The 16,473-nt window shown below is 73.5% G+C and carries 15 protein-coding genes; 10 read left to right on the forward strand and 5 right to left on the reverse strand.

Features of this window, described 5'->3' with window-relative positions; genetic code table 11:
- The first annotated feature begins 354 nt into the window (after positions 1-354).
- Positions 355-1,119, forward strand: a complete 765-nt coding sequence (locus KPL59_RS32120) for a transposase (protein WP_226359944.1) — start codon at positions 355-357, stop codon at positions 1,117-1,119.
- 398 nt (positions 1,120-1,517) lie between these two features.
- Entirely contained in the window at positions 1,518-2,423 is a 906-nt protein-coding gene (locus tag KPL59_RS32125) for an aminoglycoside phosphotransferase family protein (RefSeq protein WP_226350738.1), read from the forward strand.
- A gap of 120 nt (positions 2,424-2,543) precedes the next feature.
- Here the strand turns inward: KPL59_RS32125 and KPL59_RS32130 are convergent, their stop codons facing one another.
- Complete coding sequence (locus KPL59_RS32130; protein WP_075308353.1) at positions 2,544-2,987, reverse strand: OsmC family peroxiredoxin; 444 nt, start codon at positions 2,985-2,987, stop codon at positions 2,544-2,546.
- Positions 2,988-3,091: 104 nt separating this feature from the next.
- Positions 3,092-3,610 (reverse strand): L,D-transpeptidase, encoded by a 519-nt coding sequence (locus KPL59_RS32135; protein ID WP_226363057.1) that lies wholly within the window; start codon positions 3,608-3,610, stop codon positions 3,092-3,094.
- Positions 3,611-3,900: 290 nt separating this feature from the next.
- Between KPL59_RS32135 and glmU the strand changes: the two genes are divergently transcribed.
- The gene (glmU, locus tag KPL59_RS32140) at positions 3,901-5,385 is read left to right on the forward strand and encodes a bifunctional UDP-N-acetylglucosamine diphosphorylase/glucosamine-1-phosphate N-acetyltransferase GlmU (protein ID WP_374111692.1); all 1,485 of its coding nucleotides are present in this window, start codon (positions 3,901-3,903) and stop codon (positions 5,383-5,385) included.
- Positions 5,382-6,362, forward strand: a complete 981-nt coding sequence (locus KPL59_RS32145) for a ribose-phosphate diphosphokinase (protein ID WP_020623866.1) — start codon at positions 5,382-5,384, stop codon at positions 6,360-6,362. The genes glmU and KPL59_RS32145 overlap by 4 nt, the downstream gene beginning before the upstream one ends.
- Before the next feature lie 61 nt (positions 6,363-6,423).
- On the opposite strand, the gene KPL59_RS32150 is transcribed toward KPL59_RS32145, so the two are convergent.
- Positions 6,424-6,906: a MarR family winged helix-turn-helix transcriptional regulator gene (locus KPL59_RS32150; protein ID WP_226363059.1), complete on the reverse strand. Its 483-nt coding sequence runs from the start codon at positions 6,904-6,906 to the stop codon at positions 6,424-6,426.
- Positions 6,907-6,978: 72 nt separating this feature from the next.
- Here KPL59_RS32150 and KPL59_RS32155 point away from each other — a divergent pair, with 72 nt between their 5' ends.
- The 5 genes from KPL59_RS32155 to pth all read left to right on the forward strand — a co-directional run bounded on the left by KPL59_RS32155 (position 6,979) and on the right by pth (position 11,220).
- Positions 6,979-8,076, forward strand: a complete 1,098-nt coding sequence (locus KPL59_RS32155; protein ID WP_226363060.1) for a substrate-binding domain-containing protein — start codon at positions 6,979-6,981, stop codon at positions 8,074-8,076.
- 79 nt (positions 8,077-8,155) lie between these two features.
- A complete protein-coding gene (locus KPL59_RS32160) occupies positions 8,156-8,458 on the forward strand; it encodes a zinc ribbon domain-containing protein (protein WP_226363061.1) in 303 nt (100 codons plus the stop codon).
- 39 nt (positions 8,459-8,497) lie between these two features.
- A complete protein-coding gene (fmdA, locus tag KPL59_RS32165; protein WP_226363062.1) occupies positions 8,498-9,751 on the forward strand; it encodes a formamidase in 1,254 nt (417 codons plus the stop codon).
- Between the two features lie 186 nt (positions 9,752-9,937).
- Positions 9,938-10,630, forward strand: a complete 693-nt coding sequence (locus KPL59_RS32170) for a 50S ribosomal protein L25/general stress protein Ctc (protein ID WP_020623871.1) — start codon at positions 9,938-9,940, stop codon at positions 10,628-10,630.
- Positions 10,627-11,220 carry an aminoacyl-tRNA hydrolase gene (gene pth, locus KPL59_RS32175; RefSeq protein WP_020623872.1) on the forward strand — a complete coding sequence of 198 codons (594 nt, stop codon included), beginning with the start codon at positions 10,627-10,629 and terminating at the stop codon, positions 11,218-11,220. Before KPL59_RS32170 ends, pth begins: the two co-directional genes overlap by 4 nt.
- A 57-nt stretch (positions 11,221-11,277) precedes the next feature.
- Here the strand turns inward: pth and KPL59_RS32180 are convergent, their stop codons facing one another.
- Positions 11,278-12,960 carry a fatty acyl-AMP ligase gene (locus KPL59_RS32180; RefSeq protein ID WP_226363063.1) on the reverse strand — a complete coding sequence of 561 codons (1,683 nt, stop codon included), beginning with the start codon at positions 12,958-12,960 and terminating at the stop codon, positions 11,278-11,280.
- A gap of 89 nt (positions 12,961-13,049) precedes the next feature.
- On the opposite strand from KPL59_RS32180, the gene KPL59_RS32185 reads away from it, so the two are divergent.
- On the forward strand, positions 13,050-14,417 hold the full coding sequence (locus tag KPL59_RS32185) for a dipeptidase (RefSeq protein ID WP_226363064.1): 1,368 nt from the start codon (positions 13,050-13,052) through the stop codon (positions 14,415-14,417).
- 18 nt (positions 14,418-14,435) lie between these two features.
- Here KPL59_RS32185 and KPL59_RS32190 read toward each other — a convergent pair whose 3' ends face one another.
- Complete coding sequence (locus KPL59_RS32190; RefSeq protein WP_226363065.1) at positions 14,436-16,463, reverse strand: MmgE/PrpD family protein; 2,028 nt, start codon at positions 16,461-16,463, stop codon at positions 14,436-14,438.
- Positions 16,464-16,473: the final 10 nt, after the last annotated feature.

Genomic DNA, 16,473 nt, shown 5'->3' on the forward strand with positions numbered 1-16,473 from the left:
GCCGCACGCTTGGCCAGGAGTGACGTACCTACGACTGACCCGCTTAGCTACGGACTGCACGACGTATTTCCACGTCTGCTATACCGGACGAACGGAGACGACTCAGTCATGAGTATCTGACCCCGTAGGTAAGCCGGCCTCGGTCCAGCTAGACCCATGCCAGTTCCTGGCGAAAGAGCGTCTACGACTGGGCCCTCGCCGGGCGGGCAGGTCTCCGGGATGGTGGACATGCCATGAGGCTTATTCAGGCCCCGTGAAATAACGATCTAGCCCGGCGTGTCGGGTTGGGCGACAGCCCGTCCATCGCGAATATTGGTTTGCCGAATCAATCCGAGATGAACGGGCTGCCGCAGTATGTACTATACCACTGGTTTCCGGCGTGATGAAATTCAGGATCTTGTCGCTATAGTGTATGAGCAGGATCAGCGGGACGCGACGGAGGCACGTTTGTCTTGGCCGCCGGTTCTGGGGTTGTTCTGGTCGGTGGTGATCACGTTGGCGTATCTGCGCGGGAATCGTGTGCAGTGGGAGTTGGCGGAAACCTATGGGGTGTCGCAGTCGACGGTTAGTCGAGCGATCACGGGGGTGACACCGTTGCTGGCACAGGCGCTGCGGAGTGTCGTTCCGACGGCAGAGGAGCTTCGTGCCGATCGGCAGTACATCATCGATGGAACCTTGCTGCCCTGCTGGTCATGGGCCGCGGTGCCGGGTCTGTGGTCGGGCAAGCATCGCACCACCGGCGTCGTCGTCCAGGTCGCAGCCACCCTGGAAGGGCAGCTGTCGTGGATCTCCGACCCGACCCCAGGCTCCCGACACGACCTATATTGCCTCGACCAATCCGGCGCCCTCGACCACCTCGCCACATACCCCCCGATCGGCGATAAAGGATACATCGGGCGCGGCATGCTCACCCCGTTCAAAAAACCACCCGGCCGGGAACTTCTCGACTGGCAAAAAACATTCAACAAGAGCCTCAACCACACACGCGCCACCATCGAACGAGTCATCGCCCATATCAAAACGTGGAAAGTTCTCCACACAGACTACCGGCGGCCCTACGCCACATTTAAAACGACAATCTCGGCAGTCATCGGACTCATCTTCTACACACTTACCTGACGGAGCCTGAATAAGCCTCCATCCCGCCGACCTCCCTCCGGGCTACCACACGGACGACCGTGGGCGGAGCCTGACGACGTCGGCCAGCGGTTGCGTCGAGGGCCGCCCACGGCCGCCCGCGCGGTCGGCTTGCAGCAGGTCGACGGGATGGCACTGGCAAGCGGGGCAGGCGCAGGCTGACATCACCGACCGACATCAGTCGCCGAGTCCTGAGCCGGTCCGCCGCGGACTGCCCCGGACGAACCCCACGCCCTGACCTGCCCCGACGTGCATCAGCGTCGAGCACAGCCAGGATTTTGGTTCCGATGGTCCAGGTTCGAATCCTGGCGGCGGAGCAGCCGCACCCCCACGCCTCCGCTCGCGGACGCAATCCGCTCGCCCGAAGCACCGTCCCGGTGGTGCACTCCCCCGCGATGATGCACATCGACGAGATGCGGGTGGACGCCGCCACCGCCCGCCGCCTGGTCGACGACTCCTTCCCCACGCTGCGCCACCTGCCCGTGCGCCCGGCCCCCGGCCGCGGCACCGTGCACGCCATACACCGGGTCGGGGACGGCCTCGCGGCCCGGTTCCCGCTGCAGGGCCACGACACCGCGGCGGTGCGCGAGCGTCTGGTGGCCGAGGCGACCGCAGCACGGGAGCTCGCCGCCTGCAGCCCGGTCCCGACGCCCGAGCCGGTCGGGATCGGCAACCCCGGACACGGCTACCCGCTGCCGTGGTCGGTCCAGACCTGGGTGCCGGGCCGCACCGCCGACGCCGACGACCCCGGCCGGTCGGCCGCATTCGCCGTCGACCTGGCCGGTCTGCTGCGCCGCCTGCGCGCCACCGACACCCGCGGGCGCCGGTTCGCGGGTGACGGCCGCGGCGGGCACCTTCCGGACCAGGACGCCTGGATGGCGACGTGTCTCGCCGAGTCCGCCGACCTGCTCGACGTCGGCCCGCTCCGTCGGATGTGGGCGAAGTTCCGGGTGCTGCCCCGCGCCGGGCCGGACGTGATGTCCCACGGCGACCTGATCCCCGGCAACGTGGTCGTCGCCGACGGCCGGCTCACCGGCCTCCTCGACGGCGGCGGATTCGGCCCGGCCGACCCGGCACTCGACCTCGTCGCGGCGTGGCACCTGCTCGACGACGGGCCGCGGGAGCTGCTGCGCGCGGAGCTGGGCTGCGGCCCCGTCGAGTGGGCGCGGGGACGGGCCTGGGCGTTCGCGCAGGCGATGGGCCTGGGCTGGTACTACCGGACCTCCGCCCCGGCGCTGAGCAGGTTGGGCCTGCGCACTCTGGGCCGACTGCTGCGTAGTCGCTGAGCCCGCCCCGGGGAGCCCGCCGGCGCGGTCGCCGTGCTGCGGCGGATGTTCGACGGCGACCGCCCGGGGCACGACGACGCCCCCGTCCGAGGTCCGGGCGGGGACGTCGCGGGGGTGTTCTCAGCTCTCGAGAGCGGCGTCCAGCGTGATGTCGACGCCGGTCAGTGCCTTGGAGACCGGGCAGCCGGCCTTCGCGGCGTCGGCGGCCTTGGCGAAGCCGTCGGCGTCGAGGCCGGAGACCTCACCGCGCACCTTCAGGGTGATGCCGGTCAGCTTGAAGCCGCCGTTGTCCTTGTCCGGGCCGAGCGAGACGTCGGCCGACACCTCCAGCGACTCCGGGGTCCCGCCGGCCTCGGCGATGTTCGCCGAGAGCTGCATCGCGAAGCAGGCCGAGTGGGCCGCCGCGATGAGCTCCTCCGGGCTGGTCGTGCCGCCGGCCTCGTCGGCGGCACGCTTCGGGAAGCTGACCTCGTAGGTGCCGACCTTGGAGCTGGACAGCTCCACCTGGCCGGATCCCTGCTCCAGGGTGCCGTTCCAGGCGGTGCGGGCGCTGCGCGTGGGCATGAGTCCTCCGTGTCGTCAGAATCGGTTTTGCACAACCGATCAGTCGGAAGTGTTCTCCGCCCGAGCCGTTCCCGCCACCCCTGGGGCGGAAACAACACCACACGTCACTGCGGAATGTTGGTGACCTCGACGCGGTCGCCGACCTGCAGCGAGTTGAACCAGCGCTCGGCGTTCTCCCGCGACAGCCGGACGCAGCCCGCGGACTCGGTCTCGGTGTTGCCCTCGTGGAAGGCGATGCCGCCGGGGGCGAAGAAGACCGCGAACGGCATCGGCGCGTTGTTGAACTCCCTGCTGCGGTGGTCCTTGTTCTTCCACTGGACCTGGAAGACCCCCGCCGGGGTGCGCTGCCCCTTCTTGCCGAACGACGCGGGCACCGGTCCCGCCTCGATCTTCCCGTCGCGGATCAGCCATGCCGTGCTGTTCGCGAGGTCGACGCAGGCACGCGCGGCCGCCGAGCACGGCGTGCCCTCGGTGCGGCCCGGCCCGGCGTCGGACTCCGTCGGCGCCGCGGACGCGGTCCCGATCATTCCGGCGGTCAGCCCGGCCAGCACCAGGGCCACCACCGTGGCCAGGACCGTCATCACCCGGGGCCGCCGACGGCGTCCCTCGACCTCGCGCGTCATCGCACTCCGCTCATCCGCATCGCCGACCGGTTACCACCCGAAGGGTTGATCTTGGGTTTGGACGCCGTCACCACCGGCGCGACGGGCCCGCCGGGTTCCCCGGGGCCGTCCCCGTACGATGCCGTACCGGCACGGCGCGTCCCGCGTCCTCCGCCCGGCACGGGCGGCGAGTCCGGCAGGAGGAACCGAACATGCCCGAACCCGACCGGGCCGGCACCGGTGACCGACCGGCCCCCGGAACGGCGGCGGTCGCGGCCGGCATCGTCCTCGCGGCGGGTGCGGGTTCGCGGATGCGGTCGTCGACGCCGAAGGTGCTCCACGAGCTGGGCGGGCGCAGTATGCTCGGCCACGCGGTGCACGCACTGGCCTGTACCGCCCCCGAGCACCTCGTCGTGGTCGTCGGACACGAGCGCGAACGGGTGGAGCGGGCCGTCGGCGACATCTCCGCCACCCTCGGACGCACCGCCACCACCGCCGTCCAGGAGCAGCGCCTCGGCACCGGCGACGCTGTCCGCAGCGGCCTCACCCCGCTCCCCGCGGACCTGGCCGGCACCGTCCTGGTCACCTACGGCGACGTCCCGCTGCTCGACACCGCGACCCTGTCCGCGCTGGTCACCGAGCACACCGACCACGGCGCCGCGGTCACCCTGCTGACCTGTGAGGTCCCCGACCCCACCGGCTACGGCCGGATCGTGCGCGGGAGCGGGGACTCCGTCACCGGCATCGTCGAGCACGCCGACGCGACCCCGGAACAGCGCGCGATCAGCGAGATCAACTCCGGGGTCTACGCCTTCGACGCAGAGTTCCTGCGCGCGGGCATCACGGGCCTGGCCGCGCACAACGCCCAGCAGGAGCTCTACCTCACCGACCTGGCCGCCGCCGCCGTCGCCGCGGGCCGGACGGTGCACGCCCTCCGCTGCGACGACGAGTGGCGCGTGCGCGGCGTGAACGACCGCGTCCAGCTCGCCGAGCTCGGCGCCGAGCTGAACCGCCGCGTGCTGCGCGAGTGGATGCTGGCCGGGGTCACCGTGGTCGACCCCGCCACCACCCGGGTCGACGTCGACGTGCGGCTGGCGCCCGACGTCGTGCTGCACCCGTGCACCCAGCTGCACGGTGCGTGCGAGGTCGGCGAGGCCGCGGTCATCGGTCCCGACACGACGCTCACCGACACCGTCGTCGGGGCCGGCGCGAGCGTCGTCCGCACCCACGGGTCGGAGGCCCGGATCGGCCCCGGCGCCTCGGTCGGGCCGTTCGCCTACCTCCGCCCGGGCGCCGTCCTCGGCGAGCGCGGCAAGATCGGCACGTTCGTCGAGGTCAAGAACTCCGACATCGGCGCGGGCACCAAGGTCCCGCACCTGACCTACGTCGGCGACGCCACGATCGGCGAGATGAGCAACATCGGCGCCTCGTCGGTGTTCGTCAACTACGACGGCGTCCGCAAGCAGCGGACCGTCATCGGATCCCACGTGCGGACGGGGTCGGACACCATGTTCATCGCCCCCGTCACGGTCGGGGACGGCGCCTACACCGGCGCCGGGACCGTGCTCCGCGCCGACGTCCCACCGGGGGCGCTCGCGGTGTCCGGTGGGCCACAGCGCACCATCGAGGGGTGGGTGCCGCGCAAGCGGCCCGGCACCCCCGCCGCCGAGGCGGCACAGCGGGCGGGCAGCGACCCGTCCACGAACGGCACGACCAGCAGCGACGGCGCAGGTCACACCACCTCCGCCGGTACGACAGACCCGAGAGACCTCAGCCGAGGAGGCACCGCACGGTGAGCGCGATCGCAGGCACTCCCAAGAAGAACATGATGCTGTTCTCGGGGAGGGCGCACCCGGAGCTCGCCGAGCACGTGGCGAAGGAGCTCGACGTCACGGTCACCCCGCAGTCCGCCTACTCCTTCGCGAACGGTGAGATCTTCTGCCGCTTCGAGGAGTCGGTCCGCGGGAGCGACGCGTTCGTGATCCAGGCGCACTCCGCCCCGATCAACGACGCGATCATGGAGCAGCTGATCATGGTCGACGCGCTCAAGCGCGGGTCGGCCAAGCGGATCACCGCGGTCATGCCGTTCTGGGGCTACGCCCGTCAGGACAAGAAGCACCGCGGTCGCGAGCCCATCTCGGCCCGCCTCGTCGCGGACATGTTCAAGACCGCCGGTGCCGACCGGATCCTGACCGTGGACCTGCACACGTCGCAGATCCAGGGCTTCTTCGACGGCCCCGTCGACCACCTGTTCGCGCTGCCGGTGCTCGCCCAGCACATCAAGAGCACCCGGCCGAACGGGAACTTCGCCGTCGTCTCCCCCGACTCCGGCCGGGTGCGCCTGGCCGAGCGCTGGGCCGAGACCCTCGGCGGGACCCCGCTGGCGTTCATCCACAAGACCCGGGACCCGCGCAAGCCGAACGAGGCCGTCGCGAACCGGGTGGTCGGTGAGATCGAGGGCCGCTGCTGCGTGGTCATCGACGACATGATCGACACCGGTGGCACCGTCGCGAAGGCGGTCGAGGTGCTGCTCAAGGAGGGCGCCTCGGACGTGATCGTGGCCGCCACCCACGGTGTGCTGTCCGGCCCGGCCACCGAGCGCCTGGCCAACTGCGGCGCGTCGGAGGTCATCTTCACCGACTCGCTGCCGATCCCGGACGAGAAGCGCTTCGACAGCATGACCGTGCTCCCGATCGCCCCGCTGCTGGCCGAGGCGATCCACCAGGTGTTCGAGGACGGCTCGGTCACGAGCCTGTTCGACGGCAACGCCTGAGCACCCCGCACGTCCGCCGACGGCGCTCCGCCTCCGGGTGGGGCGCCGTCGGTCGTCCGGGTCAGCGCTCGGTCGCGACGAGCCCGGCCTGCCCCGGCGCACCGGGCCGACCGGTCGCGCCCTGCAGGCGGCCCAGGACGTCGTCGAACAGGGCGGCGTCGGGGCCCAGCAGGTCCCGGTAGCGCTCCAGCACACCGGCCGCCGCCGCGTCCCACTCCGCGAGCGCCGCGCGGCCCCGCTCGGTGGCGACGACCAGCACCCGGCGCCGGTCGACGGCGTCCGGCCTGCGGTGCACGAGGTTCGCCGCGGTCATCCGGTCCACGAGCTTGGTCGCCCGCGGCGCCAGCAGCAGTGCGTGCTCGGCGAGCGCGCTCATCGTCGCGCCGCCCCGCGCCACGAAGCCCAGGACCCGCCACTGCTCGACCTCGGAGCCACAGGCCTGCAGCGCGTCGTCGAGCTCCTGGTCCAGGGCCCGGCCCACCGCGCAGAGCAGCCGCAGCGACTCGTCCCCGGACGGCCGCACGTGCTCCGCGGGCTCCGCCATGAGCGCATCGTAACCGGACGTTTTCGCCCGAGGGGGTGGGTGGGCCAGGCCACGATGGATAGCGTCACCTGCATGACTCCGACCCCGGCCCCCGGGCGCGCGACGGCGGTGCCGGCGCGCGGGAGCGAGGTGCTCAACGTGGCGCTGGTCGTCCCGCTCCAGGGTCCGGCCGGCATCTTCGGCCCGTCGTGCGAGTCCTGCGCGACACTCGCGGCCGAGGAGGTCAACGCCGCGGGCGGGGTGCTCGGCCGGGAGCTGAACCTGGTGCCGGTCGACGGCGGTGCGCCACCCGCCGTCGTCGCCGCGGAGCTCGACGCACTGGTCAGCGCGGGGGCCGTGGACGCGGTCACCGGCTGGCACATCTCGGCGGTCCGCGAGGCCGTCGCACCCCGGATCCGCGGGCGCGTGCCCTACGCCTACACCGCGCTGTACGAGGGCGGCGAGCAGCGGCCGGGGCTGTTCCTGACCGGGGAGACCCCGGACCTGCAGCTGGGCCCGTCGCTGAGCTGGTTCGCCGAGGCCGCCGGGGTGCGCCGCTGGACGATCGTCGGCGACGACTACGTGTGGCCCCGCCGGTCCGCGCGGGTCGCGACCGAGCACCTGCGCCGGATCGGCGGGACGGTCTGCGACGAGATGTACGTCCCGCTCGGCACCGAGGACTTCTCCCGTGTGCTGCACCGGGTCGAGGCGAGCGGCTGCGACGCGGTCCTGATGCTCCTGATCGGCAACGACGCCGTCGAGTTCAACCGGGCCTTCGGCGCCGTCGGGCTGGACCGGGAGATCCTGCGCTTCAGCTCGCTGATCGAGGAGAACGTGCTGCTCGCCTCGGGCCCGGAGAACACCCGCGGCCTGCTCACCTCGGCCGGCTACTTCGAGGACCTGGCGACGGCGTCGGGGTTGGACTTCGCGGCCGCGCACGCCCACCGCTTCGGCCCGGACGCACCGGTGCTCAACAGCCTCGGCGAGTCCTGCTACGAGGGGGTCCGGCTGCTGACCGAGCTCATGCGCCGGGCCGGGTCGCCGGAGGTGCCGGCGATGACCGCGGTCGCCGAGGGGCTGGCCTACGAGAGCCCGCGCGGGACCGTCGAGGTGCACGGCCGGCACCTGCGCCAGCAGGTGTTCCTCGCCGTCGCCGACGGGGTGGCGTGGGACGTCGTCGAGCAACTCTGACGCCCGCGTTGACACCCCGGCCCGTCGGTCGTACTTTCCCAGGAAACTATTTCCTCGGATGCATGTCGGGTCGCCCGACGTGCCGGGAGGTACGACCGCGGCGCTCTACGTCTACCGGTGCGGGGCCGACGGCCCCGTCGAGGAACGGCACCCGATCGGCAGCGCCCCCGCGACGGCGCGCTGCCCCACCTGCGGGGAGGCGTCCCCGCGCGTCATCACCGCGCCGATGCTCGGCCTCGCCGACCGCGGCCGCGTCGCCCTGATCGACCGCACGACGGCGACGGCCCACGAGCCCCAGGTCGTCTCCGCCCCGCCGCCGCGCCCGCTGCGCCCCGGCGGGCCACCGCTGCACCCCGCCACCCGCGGCCTGCCGCGACCCTGACCGCCCCGCCCGCGTCCGCACCGACCCCGGGAGTGCCCGATGCCCAGGAACGTCTTCCCCCTCGACAGCACCAGGTCCTTCACCGACCAGCAGCTGACCGGCCACAACCGATGGCACCCCGACATCCCGGCGCAGGTCCACGTCAAGCCCGGGGACACCTTCCGCGTCGACTGCCGCGAGTGGTTCGACGGCGCCATCCACAACGACGACTCCGCCGACGACATCCTCGACGCCCCGCTCGACGGGGTGCACGTGCTGTCCGGGCCGATCGCCGTCGAGGGGGCTCAGCCGGGTGACCTGCTGATCGTCGACATCCTCGACGTCGGCCCGATCCCCCAGGAGGACTCCGGACCGCTGGCCGGGCAGGGCTGGGGCTACACCGGCGTGTTCGCCACCCGCAACGGCGGCGGCTTCCTCACCGAGCAGTTCCCCGACGCCTACAAGGTCATCTGGGACTTCCGGGGCGGGACGGCCACCTCCCGGCACGTCCCGGGGGTGTCGTTCACCGGGATCGTCCACCCCGGACTGATGGGGACCGCGCCCTCGCCCGAGCTGCTCGGCCGCTGGAACGCCCGCGAGCAGGCGCTGATCGACACCGACCCGGACCGGGTGCCGCCGCTGGCCCTGCCGCCCAACCCCGGCTCGGCGATCCTCGGCTCGTTGACCGGAGCCGACTTCGACCGGGCCGCCGCGGAGGCCGCGCGCACCGCACCGCCCCGGGAGAACGGCGGCAACCAGGACATCAAGAACCTCACCAAGGGCAGCCGGGTCTTCTACCCGGTGTTCGTCGACGGCGCGGACCTGTCGATGGGCGACCTGCACTTCTCCCAGGGCGACGGTGAGATCACTTTCTGCGGCGCCATCGAGATGGGCGGCTTCATCGACCTGCACGTCGACGTCATCAAGGGCGGGATGGCGACCTACGGCGTGAGCGAGAACGCGATCTTCGTGCCCGGCAACACCGACCCGCAGTACAGCGAGTGGATCGCGTTCTCCGGCACCTCGGTCACCCTCGACGGCGAGCAGCGCTACCTCGACTCGCACCTGTCCTACCAGCGGGCCTGCCTGCACGCGATCGACTACCTGACGAACTTCGGCTACTCCCCGATCCAGGCCTACATGATCCTCGGGGCCGCACCGATCGAGGGCAGGCTCTCCGGCGTCGTCGACATCCCGAACTCCTGCTCCACGGTCTACCTCCCGACCGGGATCTTCGACTTCGACGTCAAGCCCGGCAAGAACGGCCCACACCGCATCGACCCGGGTCCGGGAGTCCCCCACTCGGTGGCCTGACCAGCGGGGCCCGTGGTCGTCGCGGGGGGCTGACCCCGGGACGCCCACGGGCCTGGCGTACTCTTCTCGGCATCTCCGCGGCGAGGGCGGGTGCACCTAGACCCGCCGTGATCGACGTGGGCCGATCCCGGTCGGCTCCTCGCCGCGCGCACCTGTCGCAGAACGTCTTTCGAGGAGCAAGCAGCCGTGGCCCAGACCCGTATTCCCGCCGAGACCCGGACCGAGTTCGGCAAGGGCGCCGCCCGTCGCACCCGTCGTGCCGGCAAGATCCCCGCCGTCCTCTACGGCCACGGGACCGACCCCGTCCACCTGTCGCTGCCGTCGCTGCAGTTCGCCGCGGTCGTCCGCGAGCAGGGCCGCAACGCCGTGCTGGAGCTCGACGTCGACGGTGCGCAGCCGCAGCTCGCGCTGACCAAGACCGTGGTCGTGCACCCGCTGCGCCCCTACATCGAGCACGTCGACCTGCTCGTCATCAAGCGTGGCGAGAAGGTCGAGGTCGAGCTCGACGTCGTCGTCACCGGTGAGGCCGCCCCCGGCTCGCTGGTCACCCAGGACCTCAACACCGTCCTGGTCGAGGCCGACGTGCTGAACATCCCGGAGAACATCGAGATCTCCGTCGAGGACGCCGAGATCGGCACCCAGTACTTCGCCAAGGACCTGAAGCTCCCCGGCGGCGTCGAGCTGCGCACCGACGAGGAGTACCTCGTCGTGCAGGTCGTCGCGGCCCCGACCGAGGAGGACCTCGAGGCCGAGGTCGACACCGAGGGTGCCGGCGTGGTCGAGGAGCCGTCGGACGAGGAGCAGGCCGCCGAGGGCGAGAGCGACTCCGCCGAGGGCTCCGCGGACTCCGAGGGCGACTCCGAGTCCTCCGACAAGTGAGCCCCGTGCCGGGGCCGGCCCTCGTCGTCGGACTCGGGAACCCCGGTCCGGAGTACGAGGGCACCCGGCACAACGTCGGTACCCGCGTCGCCGCGCTGCTGGCGACGCGGGCCGGCGCCGGCCGGTTCTCCGCGCACAAGCGGTCGAACGCCGACATCGCGCAGGGCCGGCTGGCCGGTCGCCCGGTGACCGTGGCCGTCCCCCGGACGTACATGAACCTCTCCGGGGGCCCGGTCGCCGGGCTGGTGCAGTACTTCTCGATCCCGCCGACCGAGGTGATCGTCGTCCACGACGAGCTGGACCTCGACTTCGGCGTGATCCGCCTCAAGCGCGGCGGCGGCGAGGGCGGGCACAACGGCCTGCGCTCGATCAGCAAGGCGCTCGGCACGAAGGACTACCTGCGCGTGCGGTTCGGCATCGGTCGGCCACCGGGTCGTCAGGACCCGGCGGACTACGTGCTCAAGCGGTTCTCCGGTGTGGAGAACAAGGAGCTCGACCTCGGCCTGGACCTCGCCGCGGACGCCGCCGAGGCCCTGCTGTCCGAGGGCCTGGAGCCGGCGCAGAACCGGTTCCACCCGCTGTCGGGCTGAGCCCGTCCTCCACGAGAGCCCCGGTCCCGATGGGATCGGGGCTCTCGTGCGTCCGGGTCAGCGACGGGCGGTGAGCAGGTCCGCCGTCGCGGCGCGGCGGAGCTTCCCGGACGGGGTCTTGGGCAGGCTCCCCGGGGCCAGGACCGCGACCTCGGCGGGTCGCACCCCCACCGCGGAGACGACACGGCGGATCACGTCGTCGCGGATCCCGCGCACGGTGTCGGCATCGGTGTCCCCACGGGCCTCGACGGCGACGGCGAACGACTCCCGGTGCCGCCCCTGCCCCGCGGCCATCCGGACCGCGACGACGTTGCCCGCGCGCACGCCCTCGGCCGCACCGGCGGCCCGTTCGATGTCGGTCGGGTAGATGTTGCGCCCACCCATGATGATCACGTCCTTGGTGCGGCCGCACACGACGACGGCGCCCTCGGGTGTCAGGTAGCCCTCGTCGCCGGTGTCGAACCAGCCGTCCCGGTCCTGGGTGGGCACCGGGCCGTCGACGGTGAGGTAGCCGGGTGTCACGGCGTCGCCGCGCAGGTGCAGGACCCCGACCTCCCGGGGTCCCAGCACGCGACCACCGCTGCCGACGACCTTCACCTCGATCCCGGGCAGCGGCGGTCCGAGCTCGGGGAACTCCCGCACCGGACCGGCGCCCGCGGGCTCGGCACGCCGGTGCGCCTCCAGCGACTCGGCGTCGACCCGGTCGACTGTCAGTCCGGTGTGGACGGGCGCGAAGGACACCCCGAGCGCGGTCTCGGCCATCCCGTAGGCGCAGAGCACCGACTCCGGCCGGAGCCCGAAGCGGGCGCCGGCGTCGGTGAACGCCGCGACCGCGGCCGGGTCGACCGGCTCGGCGCCGTTGAGGGCGATGCGCAACGTGGACAGGTCGAGCGCGCCGTCGTCGACCCGGGCGAGCTGGCGGGCCAGCACGGCGTAGGCGAAGTTCGGGGCCGCGGTGACGGTGCCGCCGTAGGACGAGATCAGCTCGGCCCACAGTCGCGGGCGACCCAGGAAGTCCGCGGGTGTGACGGTGACCAGGTCCAGCCCGACCGTCATCGGGACGGTCAGGAACCCGACCATGCCCATGTCGTGGAACAGCGGCAGCCACGACACCATCCGGTCGGTCGCGACGTCCAGCGCCGACGCGGTCACCATCGCCCCGATGTTGGCGTGCAGGTTCGCGTGGGTGATCCGCACGGCCTTCGGGGCCGCGGTGGAACCGCTCGTGAGCTGCAGCAACGCGGTGTCGCCCTCGTCGGCGACGGCGGCGTCCGCGACGAACGCCGCCGGGTCGCCGGTCAGCGAGTCGAGCATCCGGAACGGGATGCCGCGCTCGGTCAGGACCGGGGCGAGGGCGTCGAAGGGCGGGCCGAGCAGCACCATCGCGGCGTCGATCATCGTCAGCGTGGCGACGGTGTCGGCGGCCCACTCGGCCAGATCGGTGCGCGGGGTCGGCTGGTGCAGCATCGTCACGCTGCCGCCGCACAGCCACACCGCCTGCGCGGCCGGGGCGATCGCCGCGGGCTCCCCGGCCAGCACCCCGACCGCGCCGCCGAACGGGAGGGCCGGGCCACCGTCGTCGCCGGGGCGTCGCAGGGCGTCCGCGATCCCGCGGGCCGTCCCGTGCACCTCCGCCCAGGAACGCCGCACGGGTTCGCGCGGCTCCCCCGTCGTCATCCCGCGGGCGGACCCGTCGGGACCGGTCGCGGACTCCAGCAACGTCGCCAGGAATCGGGACATGCGCCCGAATGTAGCGACGAACCGCCCGTGCGTGGCGGCACGATCGGCGACCGGTGCGGCCCCGCCGGGCCCGCGTAGCATCCGAACGCATGGCCGAGCCGCAGACCGACCCCGCTCCCGCAGCGCTCTCCGCTGCCGTCGACGCCGTCCTGCCGGGCGCGCGCACGGATCTCGAGGCGCTGGTCCGCATCCCGAGCATCTGGGCCGACCCGGCGCACGCCGAGGACACCCGGCGCTCGGCGGACGCGGTCGCCGCGCTGGCCCGTGACGCCGGTGCCGCCTCGGTCGAGATCCTGTCCGCCGACGGCGGGGCCCCGGCCGTCGTCGCGCACTGGCCAGCACCCGAGGGCGCGCCCACGGTCATGCTCTACGCCCACCACGACGTGCAGCCCACCGGCGGCGACGACGAGTGGACCAGCCCGCCGTTCACCCCGGCCGAGCGCGACGGCCGGCTCTACGGTCGCGGCGCCGCCGACGACAAGGCCGGCGTGATGACCCACCTCGCCGTGCTGCGCGCCTACGACGGGAAGCCCCCGGTCGGGGTCGTGCTGTTCATCGAGGGCGAGGAGGAGTCCGGCTCCCCCACCCTGACCGCGCTGCTCGCCGAGCACCACGCGAAGCTCGCCGCCGACGTCATCGTGATCGCCGACGCCGCGAACCCGGCCGTCGACGTCCCGGCACTGACCACGAGCCTGCGCGGCCTGGTCGACGTCGTCGTCGAGGTGTCGATGCTGGAACGACCGGTGCACTCCGGTGTCTACGGCGGCCCGATCGGCGACGCGCTCACCGCGCTGTGCCGCACCCTGGCCACCCTGCACGACGACAAGGGCGAGGTCGCCGTCCCCGGCCTGGTGCGCGGCAGCTCCGACGCCCCCGACCCGGACGAGGCCACCTACCGTTCCGACGCCGGCCTGCTCGACGGTGTCGAGCTGCTCGGCACCGGCTCGATCCCGGACCGGGTGAACCACGCCCCCGCCGTCGCGGTGCTGGGGATCGACGCGCCGAAGGTCGCCGAGGCCTCCAACGTGCTGCTCCCCCGGGCCCGGGCGATGGTCAGCATGCGGCTGGCCCCCGGCCAGGACGCCCGCGAGGCACAGCAGGCCCTCGCCGGGCACCTGGAGCGCAACGTGCCGTGGGGCGCGCACGTGTCGGTGACCCCGGGCGGCGGGGTCGCGGAGCCGTTCAGCCTGTCCTCGACCGGTGAGGTCTACGACCACGCCCGAGCCGCGTTCTCGGCCGCCTACGGCAACGACGCGGTCGAGACCGGCATCGGCGGGTCCATCCCGTTCATCGCCGAGTTCGCCAGGACGTTCCCGGGCGCGGCGGTGCTGGTCACCGGCGTCGGGGACCCGGCCAGCCGCTGGCACGGGATCGACGAGAGCCTGCACCTGGGCATGTTCGGGCGCGGGGTGCTGGCCGAGGCGCTGCTGCTGGCGCGGCTGGGCGGGCGCGGCTGAGAGCCGCGCCCGGACCCGTCACAGCGGGGCCGCGACCGGCGACGCCGCCGCCTCCAGCGCCGCCGACGCGGTCGCCTCCCACCGCCCCGCGTCCCCGGCGCCCAGCAGGGCGAGCACGCCGCGCCTGCCGTGCAACGGCTGCGCCGGGCCGGTGACCCCGGCCGCGGCCAGCCTGGCCGCGGCGACGCCGTCGACCACCGCGTCGGCCTGGGACCGTGCGTGCAGCACGTCGCCCCCGGCGTCGCCCGCCACCCCGGTGACCTGGGTGGCGGACAGCCCCAGGGCGTGCAGCACCACCCGGGGCGACGAGCCCGCCGCGACGGCGGCGGCCAGCGCCGCGGCCACCCGGACGACCGCGCGGGAGGGCACCTCCAGCACCCGCGCCAGGTCGAGGGCGACGCCGGCCCCGGCGACGGCGGGCGCCACCGCGTCGGTGCCGTCCCCGCAGGCCAGGGCGGCGGCCACCGCCGCGGTGACCGCCGGGTCGTGCTCGCTCCCCAGCGCACGCGCTACCACCAGGGCCCGGCGGCGCGGGTCGGCCTCGTGCGGGGTGTCGTCCAGGGCGGACCGTCCCCGGTCGGCCAGGTGACCCAGCAGCTCCGCGGCCCGCGGACCGGGCCGGACCGCGCGCTCCGCGACGAGCTGCGCCAGCGCCGGGTCGGCCCCGACGACCGGGACCACGGACTCCGGTGCCCGGCGGGGCAGCTCCCGGTCGGGCGTGGTCGCGGCCAGCAGCGCGGGCACCCAGCCGGGGCCGGTGGCCCCGCACGCCCGCTCCAGCTCCGCGGCGCGCCCGGGCAGAACCGGCTCGACCAGCGCCCTGGCCTTCGCCGCCAGGTCGTCGTCGGTCATCGGGCGGGCCAGGCTCCCCCGGACGTGCTCGACGTCGTGGTGGCGCCATGCGTCCCCGATCCGGATCCGCAGGCGGGCGGCGTCGCGGGCGCAGTCGTCGACGGCGTCGAAGCGGACCAGCGAGCGGAGCCGGACGGCCTCGTCGCTGCGCACCAGGTCGTCGTCGTAGGCGGGGAGGCCGACCTGCCCGAGGAGGAGACCGGCCGCGATGCCGTGCGCGGTGGAGAAGCGGGCCTGCAGCCCGTCGGCGGGGTCGGGGTTGCCGGTGAGCTCGGGGACGAGCGGGTGGCAGACGAGCTCGATCTCCTCGATCGCTCGGGTGGCGCCGCCCGGGAGCCCGGCGTGCAGGGCCTCGGCGGCCTCGATCGCCGGGTGGGTCACGATGCCGCAGGGGTAGGGCTTGAAGGTGTTCGCGCACAGCTCCCACCGGGTGCCGAGGTCGTCGAGGAGCTCGCCGGGCCGGAACACCCCGGCGGCGAGCCGGGTCGCGAGTCCCGCCGGGCCGGTGAGGACGTCACCCGGCCACGGTGCGTCGTCGAGGGCGGCCTGCACCGCACGCAGCCCGACGACGGCCGCCTGCCCGGGGTGGAACGGCTTGGTCATCGACCCGAAGCCCTCCCGGTTGCCGACGGGGCCGCCCGCCGCGAGCGCCACCGCGACGGCGAGGCGGTCCGCGTCGAGCCCCCGCAGCAGGCCCGCCGTGACCGCGGCGCCGACCGGGCCGCAGGTGCCGGTGATGTGCCAGCCGGCGGCGTAGTGCTCGGGCGAGATCGCGTTGCCCAGCCGCAGCTGCGCCTCGACGCCCCAGGCGACGGCGGTGAGCACCTCGTCGGCGTCGCCGGCTGCCGGCCCGTCCTGCAGGGCGACCAGCGTCGCCAGCTCGACGGCGCCGGGGTGGATCACGGTGCGCAGGTGGGTGTCGTCGAAGTCGTCGAGGTGCGCGGCGAGCCCGGTGGCCAGGGCGGCGTCGAGCGGGTGGAGCCGCTCGGGACGGCCGGGGACGACCGCGTCGCCGCCCGGCGCCATCGCGGTGGACGCCGCGACGACCGCGTCCACGGCCGGGGCGCCGGCCGCGCCGACGGCGGTGGCGACGACGTTGGCGACGGTGCGCCGGGCGGCGGCGAGCACCTCGTCCGGCAGCGGACCGGTCCGGTCGAGGATCCGCCGGACGAGGGTCTGCAGGGGGTGGGACACGGTTCTCTCC

The sequence above is a fragment of the Pseudonocardia sp. ICBG1142 genome (genome assembly GCF_020496255.1).
In the GTDB taxonomy this organism is placed as follows: domain Bacteria; phylum Actinomycetota; class Actinomycetes; order Mycobacteriales; family Pseudonocardiaceae; genus Pseudonocardia.